The 26,363-nt window shown below is 43.2% G+C and carries 22 protein-coding genes; 7 read left to right on the top strand and 15 right to left on the bottom strand.

Features of this window, described 5'->3' with window-relative positions; translation table 11 throughout:
* The first annotated feature begins 158 nt into the window (after window positions 1-158).
* On the top strand, window positions 159-5,282 hold the full coding sequence (locus tag M1G01_RS07815) for an SIALI-17 repeat-containing surface protein (protein ID WP_247931542.1): 5,124 nt from the start codon (window positions 159-161) through the stop codon (window positions 5,280-5,282).
* 69 nt (window positions 5,283-5,351) lie between these two features.
* Here the strand turns inward: M1G01_RS07815 and mraY are convergent, their stop codons facing one another.
* Genes mraY through rsmH form a run of 4 tightly spaced genes read right to left on the bottom strand, consistent with a single transcriptional unit; the run spans window position 5,352 to window position 9,871 of the window.
* Entirely contained in the window at window positions 5,352-6,332 is a 981-nt protein-coding gene (gene mraY / locus M1G01_RS07820; RefSeq protein WP_049505153.1) for a phospho-N-acetylmuramoyl-pentapeptide-transferase, read from the bottom strand.
* A 1-nt stretch (window position 6,333) separates the two neighbouring features.
* Window positions 6,334-8,589, bottom strand: coding sequence for a penicillin-binding protein PBP2X (gene pbp2x, locus M1G01_RS07825; RefSeq protein ID WP_000816035.1), 2,256 nt, complete (start codon window positions 8,587-8,589; stop codon window positions 6,334-6,336).
* Window positions 8,590-8,592: 3 nt separating this feature from the next.
* On the bottom strand, window positions 8,593-8,910 hold the full coding sequence (gene ftsL / locus M1G01_RS07830; RefSeq protein WP_000840795.1) for a cell division protein FtsL: 318 nt from the start codon (window positions 8,908-8,910) through the stop codon (window positions 8,593-8,595).
* Between the two features lie 10 nt (window positions 8,911-8,920).
* Window positions 8,921-9,871 carry a 16S rRNA (cytosine(1402)-N(4))-methyltransferase RsmH gene (rsmH, locus tag M1G01_RS07835; protein WP_000159431.1) on the bottom strand — a complete coding sequence of 317 codons (951 nt, stop codon included), beginning with the start codon at window positions 9,869-9,871 and terminating at the stop codon, window positions 8,921-8,923.
* 162 nt (window positions 9,872-10,033) lie between these two features.
* On the opposite strand from rsmH, the gene M1G01_RS07840 reads away from it, so the two are divergent.
* The 4 genes from M1G01_RS07840 to M1G01_RS07855 are packed head-to-tail and all read left to right on the top strand — an operon-like array spanning window position 10,034 to window position 11,684.
* Complete coding sequence (locus M1G01_RS07840; protein ID WP_001082470.1) at window positions 10,034-10,228, top strand: helix-turn-helix transcriptional regulator; 195 nt, start codon at window positions 10,034-10,036, stop codon at window positions 10,226-10,228.
* A gap of 15 nt (window positions 10,229-10,243) precedes the next feature.
* The gene (locus tag M1G01_RS07845; protein WP_000712411.1) at window positions 10,244-10,786 is read left to right on the top strand and encodes a DUF3278 domain-containing protein; all 543 of its coding nucleotides are present in this window, start codon (window positions 10,244-10,246) and stop codon (window positions 10,784-10,786) included.
* A 10-nt stretch (window positions 10,787-10,796) separates the two neighbouring features.
* Window positions 10,797-11,132 (top strand): hypothetical protein, encoded by a 336-nt coding sequence (locus tag M1G01_RS07850; protein WP_247931543.1) that lies wholly within the window; start codon window positions 10,797-10,799, stop codon window positions 11,130-11,132.
* A 12-nt stretch (window positions 11,133-11,144) separates the two neighbouring features.
* Complete coding sequence (locus M1G01_RS07855; RefSeq protein WP_000711220.1) at window positions 11,145-11,684, top strand: DUF3278 domain-containing protein; 540 nt, start codon at window positions 11,145-11,147, stop codon at window positions 11,682-11,684.
* Window positions 11,685-11,797: 113 nt separating this feature from the next.
* Here the strand turns inward: M1G01_RS07855 and M1G01_RS07860 are convergent, their stop codons facing one another.
* The 6 genes from M1G01_RS07860 to M1G01_RS07885 are packed head-to-tail and all read right to left on the bottom strand — an operon-like array spanning window position 11,798 to window position 15,916.
* On the bottom strand, window positions 11,798-12,415 hold the full coding sequence (locus M1G01_RS07860) for a TipC family immunity protein (protein ID WP_000721850.1): 618 nt from the start codon (window positions 12,413-12,415) through the stop codon (window positions 11,798-11,800).
* A gap of 4 nt (window positions 12,416-12,419) precedes the next feature.
* Window positions 12,420-13,025 carry a TipC family immunity protein gene (locus M1G01_RS07865; RefSeq protein WP_247931603.1) on the bottom strand — a complete coding sequence of 202 codons (606 nt, stop codon included), beginning with the start codon at window positions 13,023-13,025 and terminating at the stop codon, window positions 12,420-12,422.
* 4 nt (window positions 13,026-13,029) lie between these two features.
* Window positions 13,030-13,644: a TipC family immunity protein gene (locus tag M1G01_RS07870; protein WP_247931544.1), complete on the bottom strand. Its 615-nt coding sequence runs from the start codon at window positions 13,642-13,644 to the stop codon at window positions 13,030-13,032.
* Window positions 13,645-13,654: 10 nt separating this feature from the next.
* Window positions 13,655-15,292: a T7SS effector LXG polymorphic toxin gene (locus M1G01_RS07875; protein ID WP_061587546.1), complete on the bottom strand. Its 1,638-nt coding sequence runs from the start codon at window positions 15,290-15,292 to the stop codon at window positions 13,655-13,657.
* Entirely contained in the window at window positions 15,282-15,641 is a 360-nt protein-coding gene (locus M1G01_RS07880; protein WP_000039828.1) for a DUF3958 family protein, read from the bottom strand. The genes M1G01_RS07875 and M1G01_RS07880 overlap by 11 nt, the downstream gene beginning before the upstream one ends.
* Window positions 15,638-15,916: a TIGR04197 family type VII secretion effector gene (locus M1G01_RS07885; RefSeq protein WP_000108757.1), complete on the bottom strand. Its 279-nt coding sequence runs from the start codon at window positions 15,914-15,916 to the stop codon at window positions 15,638-15,640. Before M1G01_RS07885 ends, M1G01_RS07880 begins: the two co-directional genes overlap by 4 nt.
* A gap of 201 nt (window positions 15,917-16,117) precedes the next feature.
* Here M1G01_RS07885 and M1G01_RS07890 point away from each other — a divergent pair, with 201 nt between their 5' ends.
* A complete protein-coding gene (locus tag M1G01_RS07890) occupies window positions 16,118-16,594 on the top strand; it encodes a glutathione peroxidase (RefSeq protein ID WP_000205057.1) in 477 nt (158 codons plus the stop codon).
* Window positions 16,595-16,938: 344 nt separating this feature from the next.
* Window positions 16,939-23,115 carry an alpha-L-fucosidase gene (locus M1G01_RS07895; RefSeq protein ID WP_247931545.1) on the top strand — a complete coding sequence of 2,059 codons (6,177 nt, stop codon included), beginning with the start codon at window positions 16,939-16,941 and terminating at the stop codon, window positions 23,113-23,115.
* Window positions 23,116-23,258: 143 nt separating this feature from the next.
* Here M1G01_RS07895 and M1G01_RS07900 read toward each other — a convergent pair whose 3' ends face one another.
* The 5 genes from M1G01_RS07900 to M1G01_RS07920 all read right to left on the bottom strand — a co-directional run bounded on the left by M1G01_RS07900 (window position 23,259) and on the right by M1G01_RS07920 (window position 26,226).
* Window positions 23,259-23,396 carry an ADP-ribosylation/crystallin J1 gene (locus tag M1G01_RS07900; protein ID WP_247931546.1) on the bottom strand — a complete coding sequence of 46 codons (138 nt, stop codon included), beginning with the start codon at window positions 23,394-23,396 and terminating at the stop codon, window positions 23,259-23,261.
* 79 nt (window positions 23,397-23,475) lie between these two features.
* On the bottom strand, window positions 23,476-23,769 hold the full coding sequence (locus tag M1G01_RS07905) for a DUF5960 family protein (protein WP_247931547.1): 294 nt from the start codon (window positions 23,767-23,769) through the stop codon (window positions 23,476-23,478).
* Entirely contained in the window at window positions 23,762-24,124 is a 363-nt protein-coding gene (locus M1G01_RS07910; protein ID WP_247931548.1) for a hypothetical protein, read from the bottom strand. The genes M1G01_RS07905 and M1G01_RS07910 overlap by 8 nt, the downstream gene beginning before the upstream one ends.
* Complete coding sequence (locus M1G01_RS07915) at window positions 24,121-25,536, bottom strand: Y-family DNA polymerase (protein WP_247931549.1); 1,416 nt, start codon at window positions 25,534-25,536, stop codon at window positions 24,121-24,123. Before M1G01_RS07915 ends, M1G01_RS07910 begins: the two co-directional genes overlap by 4 nt.
* 3 nt (window positions 25,537-25,539) lie before the next feature.
* Window positions 25,540-26,226, bottom strand: a complete 687-nt coding sequence (locus M1G01_RS07920; RefSeq protein ID WP_247931550.1) for an XRE family transcriptional regulator — start codon at window positions 26,224-26,226, stop codon at window positions 25,540-25,542.
* Between the last annotated feature and the right edge of the window lie 137 nt (window positions 26,227-26,363).

Genomic DNA, 26,363 nt, shown 5'->3' on the forward strand with positions numbered 1-26,363 from the left:
TTTTAAGAAAAAACAACAGCAAATATGTATCTTGCTAAAAAGCTCTTGACAAATGCTAAACGACCATTAGAATGGGAAGTGAGGAGATAAATAGAAACAAATTAAACGGGACTGCTTCATAAAATGTAAGCGGTTTCGAATAAACAAAGGAGGGTTTTATGAAAAAACACTTTTGGGAGAAATCCTGTCGCTATAGCATCCGCAAGCTGACGGTTGGGACTGCTTCTGTTTTGCTGGGGGCTATTTTTCTAGTCAACCATACTGTAGCTGCAGACAGTGTTGAGGTCAAGCAAACTGAACCAACCTCTGTCGAAGCTATCACTAAGCCTGATAGTGAACCCAAAGCAGCTGAAGCGACTGAAACTACAAATCCGTCTCTAGCCGAAAGTCCAGTAGTTTCCGAAAGCAAGCCAGCTAACGAGACTCAAAAGACAAATAGTCAAGCTAGTGAAGAAGCCATTGTTGAAGCCAAAGAAAATAAGGAACCTGAAAAAGCAGATCAGCCGGTGACAAAGCAAGAAAACTATCAACTCAACTACGATCAACCAACAGCTCCCTCCTATGATGGATGGGAAAAACAAGCCCTTCCTGTCGGAAATGGAGAAATGGGAGCCAAGGTTTTCGGACTCATTGGGGAAGAGAGAATCCAGTACAACGAAAAGACCCTCTGGTCAGGAGGACCACAACCTGATAGCACCGACTATAACGGAGGAAACTACAAGGATCGCTACAAGGTCTTAGCAGAGATACGTAAAGCCCTCGAAGCTGGTGACCGCCAAAAAGCAAAACAGCTAGCTGAACAAAATCTAGTTGGACCAAACAACGCCCAGTATGGACGTTACCTAGCCTTTGGAGATATCTTCATGGTCTTTAATAACCAGAAGAAAGGACTAGATACTGTAACTGATTATCATCGTAATCTAGACATCACCGAAGCCACTACGACCACTTCTTACACCCAAGATGGGACGACCTTCAAACGCGAAACCTTCTCCAGTTATCCTGATGATGTCACTGTAACCCACTTGACCAAAAAAGGAAACAAGACACTTGACTTTACCCTTTGGAACAGCTTGACAGAAGACTTGCTTGCTAATGGCAACTACTCTTGGGAATATTCCAACTATAAGAATGGTCATGTCACTACAGATGCAAACGGAATCCTTCTAAAGGGAACTGTCAAAGATAACGGCCTCCAATTTGCATCCTATCTAGGAATTAAAACGGACGGAAAGGTGACTGTTCAGGACGAAACTCTGACCGTTACAGGCGCAAGTTATGCGACCCTCTATCTCAGTGCCAAGACTAACTTTGCTCAGAATCCAAAAACCAACTATCGAAAAGACATTAACCTCGAAAAAACAGTTAAAGGTATTGTCGAAGCAGCTAAGGCCAAAGACTACGAGACACTGAAAAAGGCCCATATCAAGGACTATCAAAGTCTCTTTAACCGCGTCAAACTAAATCTAGGCGGAACCAAGACTACTCAAACGACTAAAGAGGCCCTTCAAGGCTATAACCCAGAAAAAGGGCAAAAATTGGAAGAACTCTTCTTCCAATACGGCCGATATCTACTCATCAGTTCGTCGCGTAATCGGACAGATGCCCTTCCTGCCAACCTCCAAGGAGTCTGGAATGCCGTAGACAATCCACCTTGGAACGCTGACTACCACCTCAATGTCAATTTGCAAATGAACTATTGGCCCGCCTACATGAGCAACCTGGCTGAAACAGCCAAGCCAATGATCAATTACATTGACGATATGCGTTACTATGGCCGTATCGCTGCTAAGGAATACGCTGGTATCGCATCCAAAGATGGACAAGAAAATGGCTGGCTGGTCCACACCCAAGCAACACCATTTGGCTGGACTACTCCAGGCTGGAATTACTATTGGGGTTGGTCTCCAGCAGCCAACGCTTGGATGATGCAGAATGTCTATGACTATTATAAATTCACCAAGGATGAGACCTATCTCAAAGAAAAGATTTACCCAATGCTCAAGGAAACAGCTAAGTTCTGGAATTCCTTCTTGCACTATGACAAGGCCAGTGACCGTTGGGTGTCTTCTCCATCCTACTCACCAGAACACGGGACCATCACCATCGGAAATACCTTTGACCAATCGCTAGTCTGGCAGCTATTCCACGACTACATGGAAGTCGCCAACCATCTGAATGTCGACAAAGACTTAGTCACAGAGGTAAAGGCTAAATTTGACAAACTCAAACCGCTGCACATCAACAAAGAGGGCCGTATCAAGGAATGGTACGAGGAGGACAGTCCCCAATTCACCAATGAAGGGATTGAAAATCACCACCGCCACGTTTCCCATCTAGTTGGTCTCTTCCCAGGTACGCTCTTTAGCAAGGACCAGGCTGAATACCTAGAGGCTGCGCGTGCTACCTTGAACCACCGTGGAGATGGTGGTACTGGTTGGTCTAAGGCCAATAAAATCAACCTCTGGGCTCGTCTGCTGGACGGTAACCGTGCCCATCGCTTGCTCGCTGAACAACTCAAGTATTCAACCCTAGAAAACCTTTGGGATACCCACGCGCCTTTCCAAATCGACGGCAACTTTGGGGCAACCAGTGGGATGGCAGAAATGCTTCTCCAATCTCATACAGGCTATATTGCACCCTTACCAGCTCTTCCTGATGCTTGGAAAGACGGTCAGGTTTCTGGCTTGGTTGCTCGAGGAAACTTTGAAGTCAGCATGAAGTGGAAAGATAAAAACCTGCAAAGCTTGTCCTTCCTTTCAAATGTCGGTGGAGACCTAATTGTAGACTATCCAAATATCGAAGCCAGTCAGATCAAGGTCAATGGCAAGCCAGTCAAGGCAACGATTCTCAAAAACAATCGCATCCAACTGGCAACACAAAAAGGTGACGTCATTACCTTTGAACACTTCCCTGGTCGTGTAACCAGTCTGACAGCCGTTCGACAAAATGGAGTCACTGCTGAACTCACCTTTAACCAAGTAGAAGGCGCTACCCACTATGTCATCCAAAGACAAGTGAAAGACGCGTCTGGCCAAGCCTCTGCAACCAGAGAATTTGTAACCAATCAAACCCACTTTATTGACCGATCACTAGATCCTCAACATTCCTATACCTATACTGTCAAGGCTATGCTGGGCGAGCTTGCCACACAAGTTTCTGAACAGGCCACTGTCGAAACCTATAGCGAGTTGATGGACGACCGAGATAGCCGTATCCAGTACGGAGCTGCCTTTGGAAATTGGGCAGACGCAGAATTATTTGGAGGAACAGAGAAATTTGCTGACCTTTCAAAAGGAGACTACACAGACGAAGACCTCACTGCCACCATTCCTTTCACTGGTGTTGGTATCGAAATCTATGGACTGAAATCATCTGAACTAGGTCTTGCCACTGCTAAAATTGATGGCAAAGAGGTCGGCGAACTTGATTTCCATACTGCTGGGGCAACTGAAAAAGGTAGTCTCATCGGTCGCTTCGCAGGATTATCTGACAGACCTCACACATTGACTCTTCGTGTTAAACGTGAGCACAAAGGACGTGGTAGTGAGCGTTCGAAAATTTCATTAGACTACTTCAAGATCCTAGCAGGAGCAGGCAACACGATTGAAAAAATGGATGATCGTGATTCGCGCATCCAGTATGGTTCCCAGTTTAAGGACTGGTCTGATCCTGAACTCTACGGTGGTACGGAAAAATACGCTGACATCAACAACAGCGACTCTAGTGCAGCTTCAGAAGCTCAGGCAACTATTTCCTTTACAGGGACGGGCATTCGTATTTATGGTTTGAAGAGCCTTGCCCTTGGACGAGCACGTGTTACACTAGATGGCAAAGAAATGCCAAGTCTAGACTTCTACACTTCAGGTGCAACTGAAAAGAGAGCTTTTATTGGCGAATTTACAAATCTCACTGACGGTCCGCATACCCTGACATTACAAGTTGATCCAGATTCGCCAGAAGGTCGCAAGAAAATCTCTCTAGACTCCTTTGATATCATCAAAGCTCCAGCTGTTGGTTTAGATAGCCCAAGTATCGCACCTCTTAAGGAAAATGACAAAACCATTTCCTTAAGCCTACCAGCTGGAGATTGGGAAGCCATCGCAGTGACCTTCCCAGGTGTCAAAGATCCTCTAGTTTTGCGTAAGGTGGATGAAACACATCTAGTTACAAGTGGAGATCAGACTATCCTATCAATCCAAGACAATCAAGTTCAAATCCCAATCCCTGAAGAAACCGATCGCAAAGCTGGAAATGCCATTGAAGCTTATACCATTCAAGGAAATACCACAAGCAGCCCTATCGTAGCCGTCTTTACTAAAAAGGATGAGAAAAAGGTTGACGAGAGTCAGCCAACTACAAGCAAGGGGGACGAACCAGCTCCTACTGTTGAAATTCCGGAATACACCGATCCTATCGGAACGGCAGGGCAAGAGGAACCACCTACAGTGACAATTCCTGAATACACTAAACCTATCGGGACTGCAGGGCAAGAAGTGCCACCCACTGTAGAAATGCCTGAATACACCGAACCTATCGGAACGGCGGGGCAAGAAGAGTCTCCTACTGTAGAAAAGCCTGAATACACTGACCCTATCGGAACGGCAGGACAAGAGGAAGCTCCTACTGTTGAAAAACCTGAATACACCAAACCTATCGGAACCAGTGGAGATCAGGTCGCTCCGACCCATAGCCTTCCTGACTATCCAGTTCAAGTCTTGAAAGATAAGGAAACTGGAGTGGAAATCATTGGTGGAGTCACTGACTTAGAAGGAATTTCTCATATCTCTAGCCGACGTGTCCTAGCTCAAGAACTCTTTGGCAAGACCTATGATGCTTACGACCTACAACTTAAAAATCCAACAGATCATAGCGTACAGCCAAAAGGCTCTGTCTTGGTTCGCTTGCCTATTTCAGCTAACGTAGAAAAGGTCTACTATATTACTCCGACCAAGGAGTTGCAAGCCCTTGATTTCACCGTTCGAGACGGAAAGGTAGAATTCATCACTAATCATTTCAGTACCTATGCTGTCGTCTATCAAGCTACTGGAACAAGCTCTAACACAGAGGAAAAACCAAGTGCTTCAGATGAAGAAACCTTGGCACACGAGACTGAACAATTTCCAGCTAGTCCGATCCTTGCGAAAGCTGGAAATCATTCTCCTAAAGAAGAACTTCCAGCAACAGGAGAAGCGTCCAACCCACTCCTCTTCATAGCAGGACTCAGCCTAGCCCTTACAGCCACTTTTATGTTAAAAGGAAGAAAGGATGACTCCAACTAACCTTTAAGCACACAAAAACAGGATGAAGATTCCCTTCATCCTGTTTTATTTTGTCATCAAAAGTTAGTTTTACAGTAGGTATAAAAAGGCTAAAGTCAAGAGACTTGCTAGAAGCCCAACTCCCCAAAAGAAGAAATCAACCTTCCACTCACTCCAAGGATTGCCCTTGCCTGAGAATCCTCCAAGCTCAAAATGATGATGTACAGGTGTCATACGGAAAATACGCTTTCCGCCACTAAGTTTGAAGTAGGTAACCTGCATCATAACAGAGCTTGTCTCAAAGACATAGATAATCCCAATCAGTAAAAGGGTCCATTCTTGATGGAGGGCCATAGAGATTGCTGCCAGCATCCCACCTAGAGCCAAACTTCCAACATCACCCATAAAGACCTTAGCAGGCTTATGGTTAAAGACGAAGAAGCCTAACAAACCACCAATCATAGCAAGAATCACAAGAAGAATATCCAGTTGATTTTGCATATAAGCAATCACACCGTAGGCAGACAGGCTAATCACTACGGAAATACTTGCTAAGCCGTCGATCCCGTCAGTCAGATTCACCGCATTTGAAAAGCCAACTAGCCAGAAAAGGGCAAAGAAGATATAGAAAATTCCCAGATGAACTTGGTAGCCAAAGACTGAAAGCATATCGCCACCACGCTCATAAAAGAGGTAGAAAATCACTCCTCCAAGGAGCTGGAGAGCAAGTTTTTGCTTGGGATTTAAGCCTTCGTTAATCTTACGAAAGACCTTGAGGAAATCATCCAAAAAACCTACCAAACCATACAAAACCAAGATAAACAAAATCATGCCTACATTGTTGGTCAATTGTTGGGTAAAGAGAGCGACAAGGAAGCTCACAACAACTGCAACGATCAGGAAAACAAGACCCCCCATGGTTGGAGTCCCAGCTTTAGCTTGGTGTTGCTTGACATCCTCGTGCATCTGCTGACCTGTAATCTGCGCTTTTCGATAAAATCGGATAAAGGCTGGAATGCCAATCAAGGTCAATAGAAAGGCTAGAATTCCAGCACTAATGGAACTAATCATCTTAATCTCCTAAAGTTACTTTCATTTTTTTAATGTCTTTGAGGGCTGTATTGGCACGGACACTTTGTTTCTTGACCGTTTTGCCACTACCTTCCCACTCGACTTCTATATTCAGCCATTTAGCAAATGTTTGCACATTTTCATCTGTCCAGCCGTACATATCAGGCATTTCTTCGACCTTATCTGACAGGATCAAGATCTGCTGATTGGCTTCCAAATTATCTCCTTCAGAAACCGAGAGTTCCTTGATCTTGGTTCCTGTTCCGATAACAATTGGTTGGACCAGGTTTCGGCGCAATTCTTCTGCTAGGTCACCCGGAGTAAAGTCTTTGGTAGCCGGCATAGCATAGCTTGTCGTCTTGCTGACCTGATCCAAGTTCTTGGCAGTTGACTGAAGATTGAGGGATTCTTTCATGGCAGAAGCTCGCTCAAGGATTGGGTTGGCAAACTCTCCCAGCTGAACACCTGAATAATGCTCTGGCTGTTGCACCGTTACATAGAGAATAAAGTCAGGATTCTCAGCAGGATGCATCGACACAACGGAGAAGATATAGTTGGTTTCACCTGTTAGGTAGCCCCCATTCTTCTCATCAGCAATCTGAGCAGTTCCTGATTTGAGGGCAACATTCTGACCTGGAACATTGACATTAGGCTTTCCTGTGCTATGGTTGTACATGGTACCATAGACAGGATCTGTTCCGACCATGACCATGTGATCCCGAGTAGAGGATGCTGCCGCTTTTGATACAGGATTTCCGACGATTTCCTTTTGAGACTTACGGACAGACTGGTCATTTGGGTCATAGAGGGCGCTGATAAATTTTGGCTCCAACATAACCCCATCGTTGGCAATGGCTGTAAAAGCACGTAGCATCTGGGTCTGCGTTACAGAAATCCCCTGACCAAATGCACTCATGGCAATATTAACAATATTATCTGCAGGCAATTGACCTGAATACTCATCAGTCAGACCAAAACGCGTCGGCACCCCAAACTTAAAGCGATTGAGATAATCCAACCAAGTAGCATCTCCCATTTTTTGTTCAAGTAGACTCATTCCAACATTACTGGAGTGAGCGAAACCTTGTGAGAAAGTCATCATCCCACCAGTAGTCAAACCATCATTAACATCCCAATCTCGAATCGTCGCATCCGCTATTTTTAATTCACTGCTATTGAAGTATTCTCCACCTGGGAAGGTATTGTTATCAATAGAAGAAGCTAACGTCATGACCTTCATGGCTGATCCTGGTTCATAGTTACTTTGATAAAGAATATCACGCCAAACAAAGTCCTTAGTGATTCCTTCCTTAGTATCGGCATCAAAGGTTGGTCGTTGCGTTGTTGCGAGAATTTCCCCTGTTTTGGCACTGACCAAGGTCGCCGTCATGTACTTGCCTTTTACCTTTTCCTGAAAGGCATCCATCTGGGTTTCCATAAAGGATTGCAAGGGACTAGAAAGGGTTGTGTAGACATCTTTTCCATCTACCGTTTGTTGGGAAGCCTGATCTGTACCCGGAACAATATTTCCCAGACGATCTTTCTCATAGGTGATGATCCCATCTGTACCCGCCAGAATGTTATTTAAAGAACTCTCCAATCCAGATGTCCCAATCAAACGTTTGGTGCCATCCTCATTTTCATGGAGTTGCGCTAAACCGATAAAGGAAGAAGCAAACTGTCCATTGGGATAACTGCGGTTAGGGCTAGTTGTAAAGTCAATCCCCTCAACGCCAGCAGTTTTTAGGTCATTTTTAATAGCCATCATATTGGCATAGGTGATCCCATTTCCCTTGGTACCAAAGGATACCTGTTTTAGATCTGGTTGAGAAAGCTGTTCTTTGACATAAGACTCTTCCATATCTAGGTATTTATGGAAAATCTCAGCTACCTTATTAAATTGAGAATCCTCTACATAGAGAATTTTGCCTGTTGCTGACTTGTAGGTCTTGTCAATAACGGCATAGATATTATACGAAGTCGCATCCTCAGCAATAGGCGTTCCATTACGATCGTAGATGGTTCCCCGTTTTGCAGGAATCGTCTTGGTTGTTTGATGGACCTTGTTTGCTTCTTGAACCAAGTCCTTACCAAATTTTTTACCCGTTCCGATAATGACCGCAAAGTTGACCAAAAAGACAGCGAAGAGTATGACAGCCAATAAACTCAGGCTTTTCCCTACTCTTCGGCGGTTTTCTTCTGGAGATTTACGGTTACGAACGGCATAACGGATGATTTTTTCTTTCCACTGTTTCATTTCTTACTCCGCTGCTCGGATATTTTCGTTATTCAACTGCAAATCCTTAGAGTTTGCAATCTCTTTCAAACGTTCTGAACGAATCAATTCATTGACCTCTTGCTTGGCATCGTCTAGCTCTGTTTTCTTTTCTTCGATTTGAGCATTGACCTTAGTTAATTCATTCTGAACTTGTAATAGCTTGGTCTGCATAAACACAACGCTAATTGCCAGGATAATCATTGTTGCAGCAATCGAAACATAGAAGGCCTTTTCCACACGTGAAAAACCTTTAAACTTCGTTTGCAATAACTGGCTTGTTTTTTCGATTCTTTCTGCCATGTTTTTCCTCTTACTTGTGAATTTTTCTAGCCACGCGCAACTTAGCTGAATGCGAACGGTTGTTGGCTTCTAGCTCTTCAGCACTTGGCAAGATTGGCTTGCGGGATACCAATTCCATCTTGGGCTTAAGGTCATCTGGAATGAAGGGCAAGCCTTTGGGAACTTCCACTGTTGAAGCTTCTTTAAATAGTTGCTTGGTCAAGCGGTCTTCCAGCGAATGGAAGGTAATGACCGAGATTCTCCCATCTAGAGCCAGCATGTCCATAGCCTGCTGGATGGATTCATCTGCTGCACCCAGCTCATCATTGACTTCGATTCGGATAGCCTGGAAAATCTGCTTGGCAGGGTGCCCCTTTTTCTTGAGTTCCTTGGCAGGCTTGGCAGACTTGATAATCTCTGCCAACTCCGTCGTCGTCTCAATTGGTTTCACCTCACGCGCTTGCTCAATCTTACGAGCAATCTGTTTAGAAAACTTATCCTCACCATACTTGAAAAAGATCCGAACCAAGTCATGATAGTCATAATGATTGACCACCTCATAGGCCGTCAGACTAGCTTCCTGATTCATCCGCATATCCAGTGGCGCATCCTTTTTATAAGAAAAGCCACGCTCACGCTGATCCAGCTGAGGACTGGACACTCCCAAGTCATAACAAATTCCATCAATTTCCTGGACACCAGCCTCCTGCAAACGTGCCTGCAAATGACGGAAGTTATCCTTGATAAAGGTTACCATCCCCTTTTCGATATAGGGTGCCAACCTTTTTTGCGCATTGTCAATGGCATTCTGGTCCTGGTCAAAGGCATAGAGATGCCCTTTTTCGCTCAATTTACTTAATAAATATTCGCTATGGCCTGCTCCGCCTAAGGTCGCATCAACGTAGGTACCGTCAGGTTTTACGTCAAGCATATCAATCGTTTCATGAAGCAAGACCGTTACATGATGAAATTCTTTTGTCATATCCTATCTATTTTACCACAAATCTGACCAGCTTGCACTTGTCAGACAAGGCTAAGTTTCTTCGAAAAAAATTCTCAAAAATATGTCATATATACTTGACATCTCATCTCCAAAAGAATACAATATAGTCAAATATATACGACACATCAGAAAGGAGACCCTATGAATCGTGTGAAAGAATTCCGCAAGGAACTGGGCATTTCTCAGCTCGAGCTCGCCAAAGATATCGGTGTCTCGAGACAGACCATCAACATGATTGAAAACGACAAGTACAATCCAACCCTGGAACTCTGTCTCAACCTCGCCCGCAGCCTCCAAACTGACCTCAACAGTCTCTTTTGGGAAGACGATTTTTAAAAAAGGAGCAAACAAATGAAAAAAGAAACTCTCACTGACAAACTCATCAAACGCACATACGGCATTTCTGGCCCCCTTGACGAACACAAACGGCGCGAGGCCGATCGTATCGGGAATCAGGTCTTTATCGTTCTCTTTTATCTCATGATATTTGGCAACCTCATCCCCTTTGTCCTTGCTTATAAATACCCACAAATTGTCGCTATCGGCTATCCTCTCGTGGTGTTTGGCATTTCGATGATGGTTGCCCTCTATGTGGTCTCTCAAACCAAGAAAACGGGCATCACAGCTATTGATCCCGAAATGCTGAGTCAGAAAGAAAGTAAACAGCTACATTTTCCGGGTCTAAAAGCGGGTCTGATCTATGGGCTAGGTATGTTCTTTGGAATACCATTTCTTAATACTCTCACAGATGATAGCAAGGATTATCTTGGTTCTCTTTTAAATACAGGGCATTTTGTATCAACTATCCTAGCTACCCTCTTCTTCGGAGTGACCATACAAATTATCGTCTCTCTTCGCATTCGAAAAGCAAAGAAAGACCAAGAAGACGACTAGGAGGTGCCTTATGAAATCACTAGCAAGATTACTGATCAGTCATGTTTTTATCAGTATTTTCCTCACCATCGCCCTTGTTTCAGGAGCTATATCTCATACAGTTTTAATACTCTTACTCCTCTTTCTTCCTGCGCTCAATAAAGGACTGGAAAAAATCCAATCAAAACGGATACCTAGCCTCAACGCCGCGCTCTTCTTTCTCCTCATATCCTTGCCACAGCTTTTAACTAACCCCACCCAATGGAAATTACCAATATTCCTAGCCGTAACCATCATTTCAAGTTTGGCCTACTTCTATAACTTTTATCAAGTAGTTAAAGAAGTAGATCAAAAACAGTTGATTTAGGAGATTACTCCCATGAAAAAAGAAGATTTCACCACTCGCTTACTCAAACTATTCTTTCACATACAAGGCCCCTTTGATGAATGCCGCCAAGAGGTGATCTACAGGGCTTGTGCGCGTTCCTTGATCCAAATCGTTTACTCCTCCCTCCTACTCTTCTTGTTCTATCTCCTATTTGGACGCTTCATAGAGTTGGTTCGAGATGCTATGCCCTACCTCTATTTTGGACTTATCTTCGTCCTCTCATCTAGGGCGAGACTAGCAGTTCGCAACTTACATTTAGACAAGGATGACCCGTCCGAAATCCATCACAAAAGCTACAGCAAAAGTCAAATTAACGTTCGTAGTTGGGGTGTATTCATCAGCATTCCAATTGGCTTGTTTGTCTTATTAGCCTTTCACAAACTCTTTGTTCAGCATCTTCCCCTCGATACCTTTTGGGACAATCTCTCCCAGTTCGATAAAACGCTCCCTTTACTAGTCTTAGGTTTGGGAATTGGTGCCATCTTTGGAACCATGGCCTACGCCTTTTTATCGGAACACGTTAAAAAATAGAGCAAGATTCGCTAATTTCTCATTTTATAGGCAAAGAATCCCACCTAGTTCGTTCTAGGTGGGATTCCCACTTCAATTCATAGGATATTTTCCAAAATATCTACTGACCCTCGTCACCAATTCTCCCACTGGGTTTCAACCTTGACATCGCCATAGTTGCTTGGCGAGTATTTACTGTCATAAATGGAACACCAGTCCTTCAAGACTTTTTGGTTTACGATTTCTTCATAGTAAGAATCCAAATCCTTGGCAGTGATACCGTACTGCTCTAGATAGGATTTTACTTGCTCTTCGTCTTCGATATAAGTTTCCGATCTATTTTCATAAATCAGAATTTTTTTAACTAATACTTTTTTATTAAATTCGTAATGAATAACAAAGTTAATTTTTTCTCCTGAGTTAGCATATCTTTCAAACCAAATATTTACACCTTTACTACTACCATCAAAATTAAACCGTAGTTCTAAATTCTTCACATCGCTTCCAAGAGAAGAATCATCGTATGTTATTATTGATTCATACTTATCCGTTTCATTCATATTCGAATCATAAAGCTTTCGATTTTTTACTGTCACATTTTTTAAGTCTTTGAAGTTATAATGTCCCAAATAATTTTTTGCTGTTTCTTGGTAAATTTCATCAAAAATGTTTTTAGGTTGACGCACAAAAAAGTAAAAACAGGATAATACGATTATTGCGACTAAAGCTACTAAACCTAAGATTTTCTTCATGTTATCACCAATTCTCCCACTGGGTTTCAATCTTGACATCGCCATAGTTGCTTGGTGAGTACTTACTGTCATAAATCGAACACCAGTCTTTCAAGACTTTCTGGTTGACGATTTCGTCGTAGTAAGAATCCAAATCCTTAGCAGTGATACCGTACTGCTCTAGGTAGGATTTCACCTGAGCTTCGTCTTCGATATAACTATCCTCATTTCCTGATATCACAATCTGAATTGACTTTGTGATTGTTTTAGTATTTGGATTATATTTGTTGACCATCCATAGCTTCGTACCATCAGCTATTTTTCTCTCAAATGAAACAAACAGTTTACTATACGCTTTCTCAAAATTAAATCCAACTCTCAGTTCAAGATAATCCTCCAGAAGAGTCTTATACTTCCCTAAAGGGCTATATTTAAAATAATCTCCATCACTTGGCCAGACATCATCAATTTCAAAGCCATCTATGTTTCTTAAAATATTATTTGACCGATAGGTTTTCTCCGTCTCCTGATAAATCTCATCAAAAATGTTTTTAGGTTGTCTAGTAAAAAAGTAGAAACAGGATAATACAATTAGTACGAAAGACACTACTAGACCGAGGATTTTTTTCATGCTATCACCAATTCTCCCACTGGGTTTCAATCTTGACATCGCCATAGTTGCTTGGTGAATACTTGCTGTCATAAATGGAGCACCAATCTTTCAGGACTTTCTGATTTACGATTTCGTCGTAGTAAGAATCCAAATCCTTGGCAGTGATACCATACTGCTCTAGGTAGGATTTCACTTGGGCCTCATCTTCGATATAAGTTTCCGTATCTGCTTTCTTCAAACCTATTTTGACAAATTTTTTCAAAACACGATCCTTACGAATATATTTATTCCATAAGCGAACTCTAACGTTTGGCCCGATTCGCTTTTCAAATGAGATTGAACTTAACTGTGTTTTTGTAGCAAAATTAAAACTAATTTCTACTTCAAAATACTCTTCTGGGGTATGGTCTTTATTATAGGTTCCAAACGGATAATATTTAGAATACTCTCCATCACTTGGCCAACCTGGACTAATTTCAAAGCCATCTATATGCCTTAAAATATTATTTGTTCGATAGGTTTTCTCAGTTTCTTGGTAAATCTCATCAAAAATGTTTTTAGGTTGACGGATAAAAAAGTAGAAACAGGATAATATAATTAGTACGACTACCGCTACTAAACTGAATATTTTTTTCATCATCATCCTCCTAATCTGCCACAGCCTCTAAACGATTTAAAAATGTGGATACTTCTGGGTATTTTTCCTCAATATACTCTTTAATAGATGCCTCACCCTTTCTCAGTATATACCCAGGCGCTACCCCTGCATAGATTGTGCCTTTGACCTCTTTCCAATCCTTATTTTTCAAAAATTCTTTCTCTCTATGAGAGGAGTCTTTTTGAAGGTCAGCATAGTAAGAAGATATAGCTTGGTCATAGGATTGCCCCTTCTGTATCCGACCGATAAGGTTGACCGAGTCTAGGTCTGCCTTGTAGTCATCTTCGCCGATGCTTGGCTTCATATCATTAGCGTTAAAGGTCGTGTCTCCCTCCCATCCCGAAAGATCCTTGACATGCTCTCTACCGCCATAGATATCAGATAACTGAAAACTGCTAGGATTTAGATGAGTAGCCATAGTAATGGATTGATGGGTAAAGTCTGCATGGCCAGCTCCATTGTTAGAGTAGGCCTTTAACTTACTGTCCCAAAATTGGTCAAAGTTACCTGAAGTACCATAAACTTTTTCGTATTTAAACTTGGCATTATTATAATCAATTTCGTTTTCTTTTATTTTTTCTATATTATCAATTTTCCCACCCGCCATCTCATGTTGCAATCTAAGGTTATAATACAGTTCTTTGGCCTTTTCTTCTTTCAATCCCAATTCTTTAAAAATTTCAAAAAGTGGTTTTTCTACTCTCATTTTTTCAACTGTAGATGGACTACTAACAACCTCATCATAAAAATAATTTTTTAAATAGCCTGCAGTCTCATCCCACTTTGATTCGTTGTAAGACGCTGCACCGACGACTCGCAAAAAGATATAGTCACGGAACTCTTGACTAGAGGTTGGGAACTTCTTGTCTATCCCTTGCTTGATGGTCAGGAGCTGCTTGGCTGTCTCTGCATCAAAGCCGTATTCTGCCATCATGGTCTGGACAAAGGCCTTCTCTTGACGACTGAGTTTCATATCCTTTGTGTCAGAATATGCAGTCAGGTAGTTGGCCCAAGTCAGGTCAGATGGGACTTTAAAGACCCCTGTTTTTGCATCCCAGCTCGTTTCAATCTGAGCTAGTCCACGACTCAACTGCACATCGATACTGTCTAGTTCATCGAAAAACCCTCCTGAGTAGCTATCATAGGCACGCAGGTCTTTCAAAATCGTTTCATAGACGCGTTTATTCGCATGATGTCCTCGCATAAGTTCCACATTGCTACGTCTCAATCTTCCCTTTTCTTCACTATCCATGGTCAAGCTAGAAAGAGATTGGTTGACTTCATCTAGATAGGCGATCATCTGCTCTTCCTGGCGGATCTTATCAAGCAGATCATCCTCCCGCCAACTCTTGCTGTCGACCATCGTTTGGTAGTCTTCTGGCAATTTCTTGATAGCTTGAGAGAAGGTTTCGGCATAGAGTTGTCCCCCTTTACTCAAGGGCAGTAGGACACTTGCAAAAAAACTTCTAGCCGAATCATAAGCGTCGCCCTTTAGACTCTCTGTATCCTCTGAAAACTTTTGAATGGCTGATTGCAAGTCTTGATAAGCCTCCACCTGAGATTGGCACATGGTTGCTACACTCGAACTTTGTAGTTGTGATTGTTCCAGGTACATATCAATGCCCATGTCGTTTCTCCTCCTCTCTTTCTAGTTCCTTACGTCTTTCATAGTAAACCTCATCTAAGTCTCCCTCTAACCGGAATTTTTCTTTTTTCAAATCATCCATGTGATAGCTGAGGTCCTCAAAGATTTGGTTTTTAAGTTGGTTTCTTTGCAGGAGCGTTTCTTCCAACTGCCCTGCATATCGGCTCTGATAGGCCGCCTCCCACAAATCACTTTGATAACGGTGGCTAGCTCTATCATATCCTTCAAAGGTTTCTATCAGTGCTTTGGTGCGGTAGTTCTCTTTTCCATTGTCTTCTAGCTGGTACAAGAGTTCCCGCTCTCTTTTCTTCAACTCATCTAACTTGCTCATGTATGACTCCCAAAACCATTGGCCGCAGCCTTATCTAGCGCTTCAAAATCACTCGCTACAGAGTGAAGTCGTTCGGAAGTTAGGGTGACAGCGGCTGTTATCTGACTAGCTAGATTTTGATCCTTTGTCAGACATTGATGAGCCTTGTTATTCCCTTGAAGGGTCGTTAGGTCATCTTGACTAGCCGCAGCGATTGCTGTTAACGATTGACAAGCATTTTTAAGCTGAGTCGCATATGTTTGCGCAAGATTTAGATCACTTTTTACTGTTGACATGACTGTTTCATCCTTTTTCCCATTCCCTTGTGATAAGTTTACTTCATTTAGCTATATAGGCCTATTATACCATGTTTCACAAAAGGAGCATCATTTTGTCCTGATTTATGTACAATTGTGTATTTTTTCAACAACTTCTCTCATCCGACTCGACGAAAATAGTAAAAACTGTTACAATGTAGAAAAAGAAAAGAGGCCCTCATGACCAGTGTATATGATTTTTCCGTTTTAAACCAAAATAACCAAGCAACTCCCCTGGAGAGCTATCGTGGCAAGGTTCTCTTGATTGTCAACACTGCTACAGGATGTGGTTTAACGCCCCAGTACCAGGGACTTCAAGAACTCTATGAGCGCTATCAAGATCAGGGCTTTGAAATCCTAGATTTCCCTTGCAATCAGTTTATGGGACAAGCACCCGGCAGCGCAGAGGAAATCAATAGCTTCTGCAACCTACACTATCAGACAACTTTCCCTCGCTTTGCCAAGGTCAAGATCAACGGCAAGGAAGCAGATCCTCTTTATGTTTGGCTAAAAGACCAGAAAGCTGGTCCACTAGGAAAACGAATCGAATGGAATTTTGCTAAGTTTCTCATTGGCCGAGATGGGCAAGTCCTTGAGCGCTTCTCTTCCAAAACAGACCCCCAAACCATCCAAGAGTCTCTTCAAAAAATACTTTAATTTCTTTTTAAAACGTATCCTTTTATTTAGTTTGAGCCCTGAAAGGATGCGTTTTTTCTTTAAAAAGTAACTGATTTTCTTTAATTTATATTTATTTTTTTGCTTTTTGCTATTGCAATTCTTTCATTAATTTAGTATATTTGTTATATTAAAAACTTTGAGTCATTTTAAGGGAGAAATGGCCTTTTAAATTTTTTTATCTTAAAATGAAAGCGCTTTATAAATAGGGGGTAAGGAGTTTACAAATTATCAGAGAATTTATTTATCGTAAAATAAAGATGCAACCAAGTTAAGCTTGGGCTTGGGCAGTAGCTGACTGCCTTTCTAAAAACTAGGAGTATATTATGAATCGATACCTTTTTGAAAAAGGGCAAACTTTTAGCATTCGGAAGTTAACTGTGGGCGTAGCCTCTGTCATCGTCGGACTGGCATTTTTTGCTTCTGGAACCGTACGTGCAGACGAAACGTCTCCTACCGCAACATCCAATTTAGATCATCAAACTGAACAAGTCGCAGATATAGAGAAAAGGAAGGGTGAACCAGTCAAAGAAGAAGGCCGAGTAGAGACCGAAAAACAAGAAACACCTGCTGCCGATACCAGCAGTGCTGATTTGCTCCCTGAAGAAATTCAGGACCGTGCCTATCCAGACACACCTGTCAAAGAACTCGACACGACTACTATCGTTGACCAAAAAGCTAGTCCAAAAGTAGAAACTAAGAGCATTCTAAAGGACAAGGAAGAAGCTCCAAAAGAAACTGAGAACGGAAACCGTGCCATCATTAACGGTGGACAAGACCTCAAACACATCAACTACGAGGGGCAACCTGCTACTGCTGCTACTATGGTTTACAGCACTTACAATGCAGGAGAGCAACGTTACCTCGTTTCAGGATCTGGTATCTTTGTTGCACCAAATTTGATTCTTACCGTCGCTCATAACTTCCTAGAAGCCAATAAAGAAACTGGCGAAGGCCATATTCGTGGTGGAAAATCTGCCCAGTTCTACTATAACGTTGGTTCAAACAGCGAAAAGAAAAACTCACTACCATCTTCTGGAACTACGGTTTTATTCAGAGAAAAAGACATCCATTTCTGGAATAAGAAAGAGTTTGGAAAAGGCTATAAAAACGACCTTGCTCTTGTAGAAGCTCCTATTCCTCTTCCAATTGCTAGCCCAAACAAAGAAGCAACCTTTGCACCTTTAGCGGATCACAAGACGCATCAGCCGGGAGAAGCCATCAGTACGATTGGCTACCCAACTGACTCGAGCTCAAAAGAACTGAAACAACCTATCCTAGCTGGTCAGCTTTACAAGGCAGATGGGACCATCCGATCTGTTGAGTCCTATGATGATAAGGGAACGACTGGTATCACCTACAAAACCACTTCTGTATCTGGTTTGTCTGGTGGCGGGATTGTCGATAGCCAAGGAAAAGTTCTGGGTGTTCACCAACACGGAACCGTTGACAATGGTGTCGCTGAAAAGGATCGCTTTGGTGGCGGACTCGTCCTTTCACCTGAACAACTGAAATGGGTTAAGGACATGATTGCCAAGTATGGTGTGAAAGGCTGGTACCAGGGAGACAACGGAAATCGTTACTACTTTACTGATGAAGGGCGTATGCTTCGGAACGAAACAGCTGTTATCGGAAGCAACGAATATTCCTTCAACCAAGATGGGATCGCTACCTTGACCAAGGGAGTTGAATACGGTCGTGTGGTTATCCAACACGAAGACGAAGAAGGAAATCCTGTCAAAGATAATGACACCTTTATCGAACAGACAGCTGTTGATTCGCCATTTGACTATAATTTCAAAAAAGAAATCGAGAAGACGGACTTCTATCAGAAGAATAAAGACAAATACGAAATTGTATCCATTGATGGCGTAGCAGTCAATAAACAACTAAAGGATACTTGGTCTGAAGATCACAATGTTGTCAGCAAAGCGCCTGCCGGTACACGTGTCATCAAGGTGGTCTATAAAGTTAACAAAGGCTCCTTCAAAGTTTACTACCGTCAAAAAGGAACCACTACTGAACTAGCGGAAGCGACAGTTGATAACAATGACGGTCAAGAGTATGACGTTTCCTTTGTCAACACCTTCCATGCAAAAGACATTACTGGTTACCGTCCAGTCAAGACTAGCCTGGAAGCAACCATCCAGCAAAAAGGGGTGAATGAGGTCGTCTTTGAATACGAGCCAATCGCTGATACAGCCAATCCAACGACACCGACTCCACCAGTCGCTCATCCAGAAGACAAAGAAACTGAGATTGGCAATCATGGACCTCTTCCAAGCAAGGCTCAACTCGATTACCACAAGGAAGAATTGGCAGCTTTCATCCACTACGGAATGAACACCTATACCAATTCTGAATGGGGAAATGGGAAAGAAGACACTCGATACTTCAATCCAACCAACTTGGATACTGACCAGTGGATTCGCACTCTGAAGGAAACGGGCTTCAAACGAACCATTATGGTTGTTAAACACCACGATGGTTTCGTTGCTTACCCATCTAAGTACACCAACCATACCGTAGCTGCTAGCCCATGGAAAGATGGAAAGGGTGACCTTCTCGAAGAAGTTTCCAAGTCTGCTAGCAAGTATGACATGAATATGGGTGTTTACCTTTCACCATGGGATGCCAACCATCCTAAATACCATGTCGCAACCGAAAAAGAATACAACCAATACTATCTCAACCAGCTGAAAGAAATCCTTGGTAATCCAAAATACGGTAATAAAGGGAAATTTATCGAGGTTTGGATGGACGGTGCGCGTGGTAGCGGTGCCCAAAAAGTAACCTATACCTTTGATGAATGGTTCAAATACATCAAAGAAGCCGAAGGGGATATCGCTATCTTCTCTGCTCAACCGACAAGTGTTCGCTGGATCGGAAATGAACGGGGAATCGCAGGTGACCCTGTATGGCATAAAGTTAAAAGAGCCAACATCACAGACGATGTGAAAAACGAATACCTCAACCATGGTGACCCTGATGGTGATATGTACTCTGTAGGGGAAGCTGATGTTTCGATCCGTTCAGGCTGGTTCTACCATGACAATCAACAGCCGAAATCACTCAAAGAGCTGATGGATATCTACTTCAAGTCCGTTGGTCGTGGAACCCCACTCCTTCTCAATATTCCACCAAATAAAGAAGGAAAATTCGCAGATGCAGATGTGGCTCGCTTGAAGGAGTTCAAAGCAACCCTAGACCAAATGTATGCCACTGACTTTGCCAAAGGTGCCACTGTAACAGCAAGTTCGACTCGTCAAAACCACCTTTACAAAGAAAGCCACCTCACAGACGGTAAAGATGACACCAGCTGGGCGCTCTCAAATGATGCCACAACCGGTAGCTTTACAGTCGATTTAGGACAAAAGAGACGTTTTGATGTCGTTGAACTCAAGGAAGACATCGCCAAAGGTCAACGTATCTCTGGTTTCAAGATTGAAGTCGAAATCAACGGACGTTGGGTGACATACGGCGAAGGTTCGACCGTTGGTTACCGTCGCTTGGTTCAAGGCAAGCCTGTAGAAGCACAAAAAATCCGTGTAACCATCACCGGTGCTCAAGCAACTCCAATCTTGACCAACTTCTCAGTCTACAAGACACCAAGCAGCATTGAAAAGACTGATGGCTACCCTCTTGGACTTGAATACCACTCAAACACAACGGCAGATACAGCCGGAACAACTTGGTACAATGAATCTGAAGGTGTTCGTGGCACTTCTATGTGGACCAATCAAAAAGATGCCAAAGTAAGCTATACCTTCACAGGAACCAAGGCCTATGTCGTCTCTACAGTCGACCCAGGTCATGGAGAAATGTCTGTCTACGTTGATGGTCAAAAGGTTGCCGATGTCCAAACTAAGAACGCTAGCCGTAAACGTAGCCAAAAAGTCTTTGAGACAGGCGATTTAGCACCTGGCCAACACACTATTACCCTCGTGAATAAAACAGGCGAACCAATTGCTACAGAAGGAATCTACACCCTAAACAATGATAGTAAAGGGATGTTTGAACTCGAGTCTACTAACTACGAAGTCGAAAAAGGAAAACCAGTCACTGTTAAAATTAAACGTGTTGGTGGAAGCAAGGGAGCTGCTACTGTTCGCTTCATCACAGAACCTGGAACTGGGGTTCACGGTAAAGTTTACCAAGATACAACTCAAGATGTGACTTTTGAAGATGGAGAAACAGAAAAGACTGTGACCATCCCAACGATTGACTTTACTGAACAAGCCGACTCTGTCTTTGACTTCAAAGCCAAGCTCACTTCTGTCACTGATGGTGCCCTGCTCGGTTTTGCTACCGATGCAACCATCCAAGTGATGAAAGCTGAATTGCTGATCAAGGACCAAACAAGTTATGATGACCAAGCTAGTCAGTTGGATTACAGTCCTGGCTGGCACCATGAAACCAATTCGGCAGACAAATACCAAAAGACGGAGTCTTGGGCTTCCTTTGGTCGCTTAACTGATGAGCAAAAGAAAAAGACAACTGTCACAGCCTACTTCTACGGTACTGGACTTGATATCAAGGGCTATGTCGATCCAAATCATGGTATCTACAAGGTATTCCTCGACGGCAAAGAAGTTCCTTACCAAGAGGGTATGGGAAATGCTTCGACTATTGATGGTAAGAAATACTTTAGCGGTCACGCTGCCCAACGCCAAGGCAATCAAACTCTGGTTAGCCTAAAAGGTCTGGACGAAAACTTGCACGCAGTCACCCTTCAACTCGATCCTGATCGAAACGATTTGTCTCGAAATATCGGTATCCAGGTAGACCAATTCATCACTCGTGGCGAAGGCAGTGAACTCTACAGTAAGGCAGATATCATCCAGTCTATCTCTAAATGGAAAGATGATCTGTCAAACTTTGATCCAGCAGGTTTGAAAAATACAGCTACTGCACGTCAAGCTTTCCAAGCAAATCTAGAAAAATTGAGAAACCAACTCAGTGCTGATGCAGTGGATGTTCAAGAAGTCATGTTGACTGTCAGCGCCTTACAAGATATCCTGTCCAAGGACGAGAACTATCAAAGAGGGCAAGAGGAACCTAGTCCAGATCAACCTGAACAGCCTGAAGAACCTTCTAAACCTGATCAACCTGAACAACCTGCTCAACCAAAACAACCGGAAATTGAGTACGATAAGGCTATGGACAGCTTGGCAAAAGCTATCGAGAAAAAAGTCGCTGAGCTTGGATCCAACAAGGAAGCTAAGAAGCAATTGTTAGCAATTGCTGACCAAGCCATTGCTGCGATCCAAGAAGCTAAGACTCAGGAAGCAGTCAACAAAGCACTTGAAACTGCTCTCGAACAAATCAGCAAGCTCGAAGCAGCTCAGCCTGAAAAACCTGCTCAACCTGAAAAGCCAGCTCAACCTGAGAAACCTGCTGAGCCTGAAAAACCTGCTCAGCCTGAAAATCCGACTCAACCTGAGAATCCAGTTCAACCTGAAAAACCGGCTCAGCCTGAGAAACCTGCTCAACCTGAGAAACCAGCTCAGCCTGAAAAACCAACTCAACCGGAAACTCCGGCTCAGCCTGAAAAGCCAGCGCAACCGGAAAAACCAACTCAACCTGAGAATCCAGTTCAACCTGAAAAACCTGCTCAACCGGAAACTCCGGCTCAGCCTGAAAAGCCAGTTCAACCGGAAAATCCAGAGCAGCCTGAAAAACCGGCTCAACCAGAAAAACCGGCGCAACCTGAACAACCTGAACAACCGGCGCAACCGGAAACTCCAGCGCAACCGGAAAAACCGGCTCAACCTGAACAACCGGCTCAACCTGAACAACCGGCGCAACCTGAACAACCGGCTCAACCTGAACAACCGGCGCAACCGGAAAAACCTGCTCAGCCTGAAAAGCCAACTCAACCTGAGAAACCAGTTCAACCCGAAAAACCGGCTCAACCCGAAAAACCAACTCAACCGGAAACTCCGACTCAACCGGAAACTCCAGCGCAACCTGAGAAACCAATTACTTCTTCAAGTCCTGAGGAAGGGGTTAAAGACCTTGTCTTTACACTTCCAAGCTTGGAAATCGTCAATAAGGTCGTACCGTTCAAGACTATTCGTCGCGAAAACCCACAATTAGACAAAGGAAAAGAGCAAGTTCTATCAGAAGGGAAAGACGGTCTCTTAGTCGAGTATGTTGAAGTGGACGGTGACAATCGCAAGGTTCTCCAAACAGAAGCAACTCCAGCTCAAGATCGAGTGATTGAGGTAGGTAGCAAACAAAGCTCAGTTGGAACAGAAGCGCCACCGGTTGTGACCCTTCCTGAGTATGCTTTCCCAAGAGAGACTGAAAAACCTGCTCCAGTCGTAACAGATAATTCATCATCAAAAGATGAAAAAGCTCCTGCTACAGCTACAGTCAAAGAAGACAAGGAAAGACTACTCCCTGCAACTGGGGAACAAGAAGCGAATGCCTTCCTCTTCTTGGCAGCTATTACTTCTATCTTGTCTCTCCTTATCTTCCAAAAGAATTTTAAAGACTAAAAAGATCTTTTATTGATTCTTTCCCATTATTTCAGTTCCCCCGTAGAGAAGACCAAATGGTCTTCTCTTTTTCTATCTGTAAAATTAAAAAACATCCACAAATGTACATGGATGTTTTGGTATGACTCTATAAAATAAGATGATCATTGAGAATAGGTGTTCTCAAATCCAACCACGTTTTCAAATAAACGCTCATCTAAAAAAGAGAGTGCCCCTTGCCTTATCTCATCCGAACTACCATCATAAGTTTCTGCAAGAACTCCACAGATAAAAGATGGCATTTCGAATTCCTATACCATGAGATTTTCTGACGTTCACAAGCTATCTTTCCTAAATCAGACTTCCCTCTTCCACACCTAGTCACTGACTACTATTTTCGACTCCAGCGTATGCATAGGTTCGATTTCTGGGGCACTCTTTTTCCGTCACCACCCTAAAATAAAAGCGATGCTCCCGCCCATCCTTAGCATTTTCCTTGTTTAAGACGAAGTAGTTCTTCTGATTCATCGCCATGGTGCGTAGGATATCATCGATCAAAAAAGTCAAGGGAACATTCAAGGCAGAGTATTTTTGAAAATCCTCTTCAAAACGAATATAGGCATCAGAAAAATAATCCATCTGCAGTTTGTTTTCATACAACTCTTTTCTAGTCATACACTCCCTCCTCCCACAGTCGAATTTCGAGGACATCTACAATCTCTATCAGCCTGTAGCCCTCATTGGTCTTAATAGATAGAGTTTGAGGTGATAATTCGCTCACCTCGCCAATGATTGTGGTTTTCTGCTTTCTTTCCTTGACCACAAAGCATCCCTTCAGTTGCCCAACATAAAGCTGTGAAAGCAAGAGCAACTTCTCAACGGAATTCAAACTCGTCGAAAAAGCAACCCGATTTTTCTTTTCACCAAGTGAACTAGTATGCTCTGAGAGGAAAAAGCCCATCCACTTCTGCATCCCTGGGTCTTGATAGTCACGCGCAGATTGAAAGGGTAAATAAGAACGATCAATCATTTTAGTCCATCTAATCCTCCAGCAGAATGCCCCCCAATTAGCTTGCTTCTGGCAAGACTCCTAGAAGCTTCTTCCAGTGCATTGGCCTTTAAGAGGGAGGTAAAACCAAATTGTTCCCGAATGGAGTCAATGGCAGTCTGGAGCCTTTCTTCTTTTTCTAACTTGTCAACATCATCAAAGAGGGAGATCAAGCCAAAGGACTCGTCTACAAATCCTGAATAGTTGACTCCGACACTTCTGACCGCTCCAGAAGTGTATTTATTATGAAATAGCTTCAAAACATAATCCGTTAAGACAGCTGTATTATTGGTCGGTTCGACCTTCATTTGTGTGTGAATAGACGGCCTAACCTCCTGTTTAGAGAAACCGACATAGATAGAGACAAGGGTTGTTTTCTTTCCCGCCCTTCTCAGCCTAATAGCCACCTGCTCCGCCATTTCTTGGAGAATAATTTCAATATCCCGTAGCTTCACGTAGTCTCTCGGCAAGATTTGAGAATTTCCCAATCCTTGGGACTTGGCTTTATAAGGCTTATGAACATTGCTCTCATCAATCCCGCTAGCATGAAACCACAAACGCAGGCCAGCCTGACCCAGAGCCTTCTGTAGCTGGTCTGGATTACTGGTGGCCAATTCTCTGATGGAAAAAATCCCCAGAGCATGCAAGCGTTTCTCCATCCGCCTGCCAATCCCCCAAAAGTCCGTCATCTTGGGAATGGCCCAAACCTTCTCTTCCACATCCTGGTAAGACCAGTTGGCCCTCATGGTCGGGGTGTGCTTAGCCTCATTATCCAGAGCCAACTTGGCCAGTAAGGGATTGGCATTGGACATACCCACTGTAGAATAGATCCCTGTCTGCCTCCAAATATCCCTCTGAATACGAGCAGAAAGCATATCTAGCTTGTCTTTGCGAGAGATACTCTTGTCTGGGATGAAATAGTTGAGCGAACTAGTCAGATCGATAAAGCCCTCATCGATAGAGTAGGGATAAATATCATCTGGACTACCATAATTTTGAAAGATTCGCTGGATTTCCATATTGACCGCTATGTACTCATCCATCCTAGGTGGCACAATCAAGGTCACTTGAGCCCAATCTTCGATGTAGCGAACATAGTCTGAGTCAGTAGGCAAGCCTTGCTTTCGAGCATTGTAATAGGAAAATTTGCGCGTTTTGATATCAAAAGGCAGATCATAGGCCCGGCCAACATTGGACTTACCAAAAATCTTCTTAAACATGGGAGAGGAAGCTAGGATAAGGCCAGTCGAATTATCCGCGCGACTCATGACACAAAGCGAGGTCTTCAGCGGATGCAATCCCCTTTTCACACACTCGACACTGGCATAGAAAGATTTCATATCGACAAAGGCAATATCACTTTTGGGCTCTCTGGAATAATCAAAGTAGCCCATAGGCTAACCCTCCATCGGCACAAAGTTCCCAACGATAATCCCTACAATCCGAGGATCTTCCTCATAGGAGATGAAAATATCCTTGTATTTAGGATTGATAGAGACCAGACGCAAGCCATCTTCCTCCCGATAAACCCGTTTGATATAGGTCTGGTTGTTGCAAACTACTGCATAAACTGCCCCATCATAGTCAAATCCTGTTTCCCGAATCAGAGCCACCGAACCATTTTGATATTTAGGTTCCATAGAGTCCCCAGATACCCAAGATGCAAAATCATGGGCCAACTCCTCGTTAAAGTAAACCGTATCAAAATTCTGGTCATCATAGACCGAAGCCCCGATCCCTGCTGACATACGTTCATAGACACGGTACTCGTAGAGGCGCTCTGGCATGGTCGCCACCTTCTGAGTTTGTTCTTCTTGAGCCAGGTTGCGAGCATAGAGCACAACCTTGTCCTTCCCTTGCTTGGAAAGGCTATTGTAGAGACGAACAATCTCGATCTGAGTGAAATATCCCTTTGCCACCTTTAAAATATTTTCTAGCTGAGCAACCTTCTCCTTGGACGGTTCCTTGACCCCACGTTCCCAAGCCGAATAAGCCTGAAAACTAATCCCCAACTCCTCTGCAATTTCCTTCTGTGTCAATTTTAACTCTTTCCTCCGAGCCTTGAGTTTTTCTGGCTGATACATACTTCACCTCCTATTGTAATGCTTTATTGAGAATACCTCTCTTAGAAAGACAAATCGACGGTTGAGTTTACGCCTCCTAAAACTCAACCAATTTGGTTTAGTTTTATTATATAAAAAAAGTGGACGATTGTCCACTG

The sequence above is a fragment of the Streptococcus oralis genome, from assembly GCF_023110055.1.
Classification (GTDB): domain Bacteria; phylum Bacillota; class Bacilli; order Lactobacillales; family Streptococcaceae; genus Streptococcus; species Streptococcus oralis_BY.

Coding starts and splice junctions, on each gene's coding strand:
- M1G01_RS07815 (WP_247931542.1), top strand. CDS start 159: ATGAAAAAACACTTTTGGGAGAAATCCTGTCGCTATAGCATCCGCAAG.
- mraY (WP_049505153.1), bottom strand. CDS start 6,332: ATGATTAGTTCCATTAGTGCTGGAATTCTAGCCTTTCTATTGACCTTG.
- pbp2x (WP_000816035.1), bottom strand. CDS start 8,589: ATGAAACAGTGGAAAGAAAAAATCATCCGTTATGCCGTTCGTAACCGT.
- ftsL (WP_000840795.1), bottom strand. CDS start 8,910: ATGGCAGAAAGAATCGAAAAAACAAGCCAGTTATTGCAAACGAAGTTT.
- rsmH (WP_000159431.1), bottom strand. CDS start 9,871: ATGACAAAAGAATTTCATCATGTAACGGTCTTGCTTCATGAAACGATT.
- M1G01_RS07840 (WP_001082470.1), top strand. CDS start 10,034: ATGAATCGTGTGAAAGAATTCCGCAAGGAACTGGGCATTTCTCAGCTC.
- M1G01_RS07845 (WP_000712411.1), top strand. CDS start 10,244: ATGAAAAAAGAAACTCTCACTGACAAACTCATCAAACGCACATACGGC.
- M1G01_RS07850 (WP_247931543.1), top strand. CDS start 10,797: ATGAAATCACTAGCAAGATTACTGATCAGTCATGTTTTTATCAGTATT.
- M1G01_RS07855 (WP_000711220.1), top strand. CDS start 11,145: ATGAAAAAAGAAGATTTCACCACTCGCTTACTCAAACTATTCTTTCAC.
- M1G01_RS07860 (WP_000721850.1), bottom strand. CDS start 12,415: ATGAAGAAAATCTTAGGTTTAGTAGCTTTAGTCGCAATAATCGTATTA.
- M1G01_RS07865 (WP_247931603.1), bottom strand. CDS start 13,025: ATGAAAAAAATCCTCGGTCTAGTAGTGTCTTTCGTACTAATTGTATTA.
- M1G01_RS07870 (WP_247931544.1), bottom strand. CDS start 13,644: ATGAAAAAAATATTCAGTTTAGTAGCGGTAGTCGTACTAATTATATTA.
- M1G01_RS07875 (WP_061587546.1), bottom strand. CDS start 15,292: ATGGGCATTGATATGTACCTGGAACAATCACAACTACAAAGTTCGAGT.
- M1G01_RS07880 (WP_000039828.1), bottom strand. CDS start 15,641: ATGAGCAAGTTAGATGAGTTGAAGAAAAGAGAGCGGGAACTCTTGTAC.
- M1G01_RS07885 (WP_000108757.1), bottom strand. CDS start 15,916: ATGTCAACAGTAAAAAGTGATCTAAATCTTGCGCAAACATATGCGACT.
- M1G01_RS07890 (WP_000205057.1), top strand. CDS start 16,118: ATGACCAGTGTATATGATTTTTCCGTTTTAAACCAAAATAACCAAGCA.
- M1G01_RS07895 (WP_247931545.1), top strand. CDS start 16,939: ATGAATCGATACCTTTTTGAAAAAGGGCAAACTTTTAGCATTCGGAAG.
- M1G01_RS07900 (WP_247931546.1), bottom strand. CDS start 23,396: ATGCCATCTTTTATCTGTGGAGTTCTTGCAGAAACTTATGATGGTAGT.
- M1G01_RS07905 (WP_247931547.1), bottom strand. CDS start 23,769: ATGACTAGAAAAGAGTTGTATGAAAACAAACTGCAGATGGATTATTTT.
- M1G01_RS07910 (WP_247931548.1), bottom strand. CDS start 24,124: ATGATTGATCGTTCTTATTTACCCTTTCAATCTGCGCGTGACTATCAA.
- M1G01_RS07915 (WP_247931549.1), bottom strand. CDS start 25,536: ATGGGCTACTTTGATTATTCCAGAGAGCCCAAAAGTGATATTGCCTTT.
- M1G01_RS07920 (WP_247931550.1), bottom strand. CDS start 26,226: ATGTATCAGCCAGAAAAACTCAAGGCTCGGAGGAAAGAGTTAAAATTG.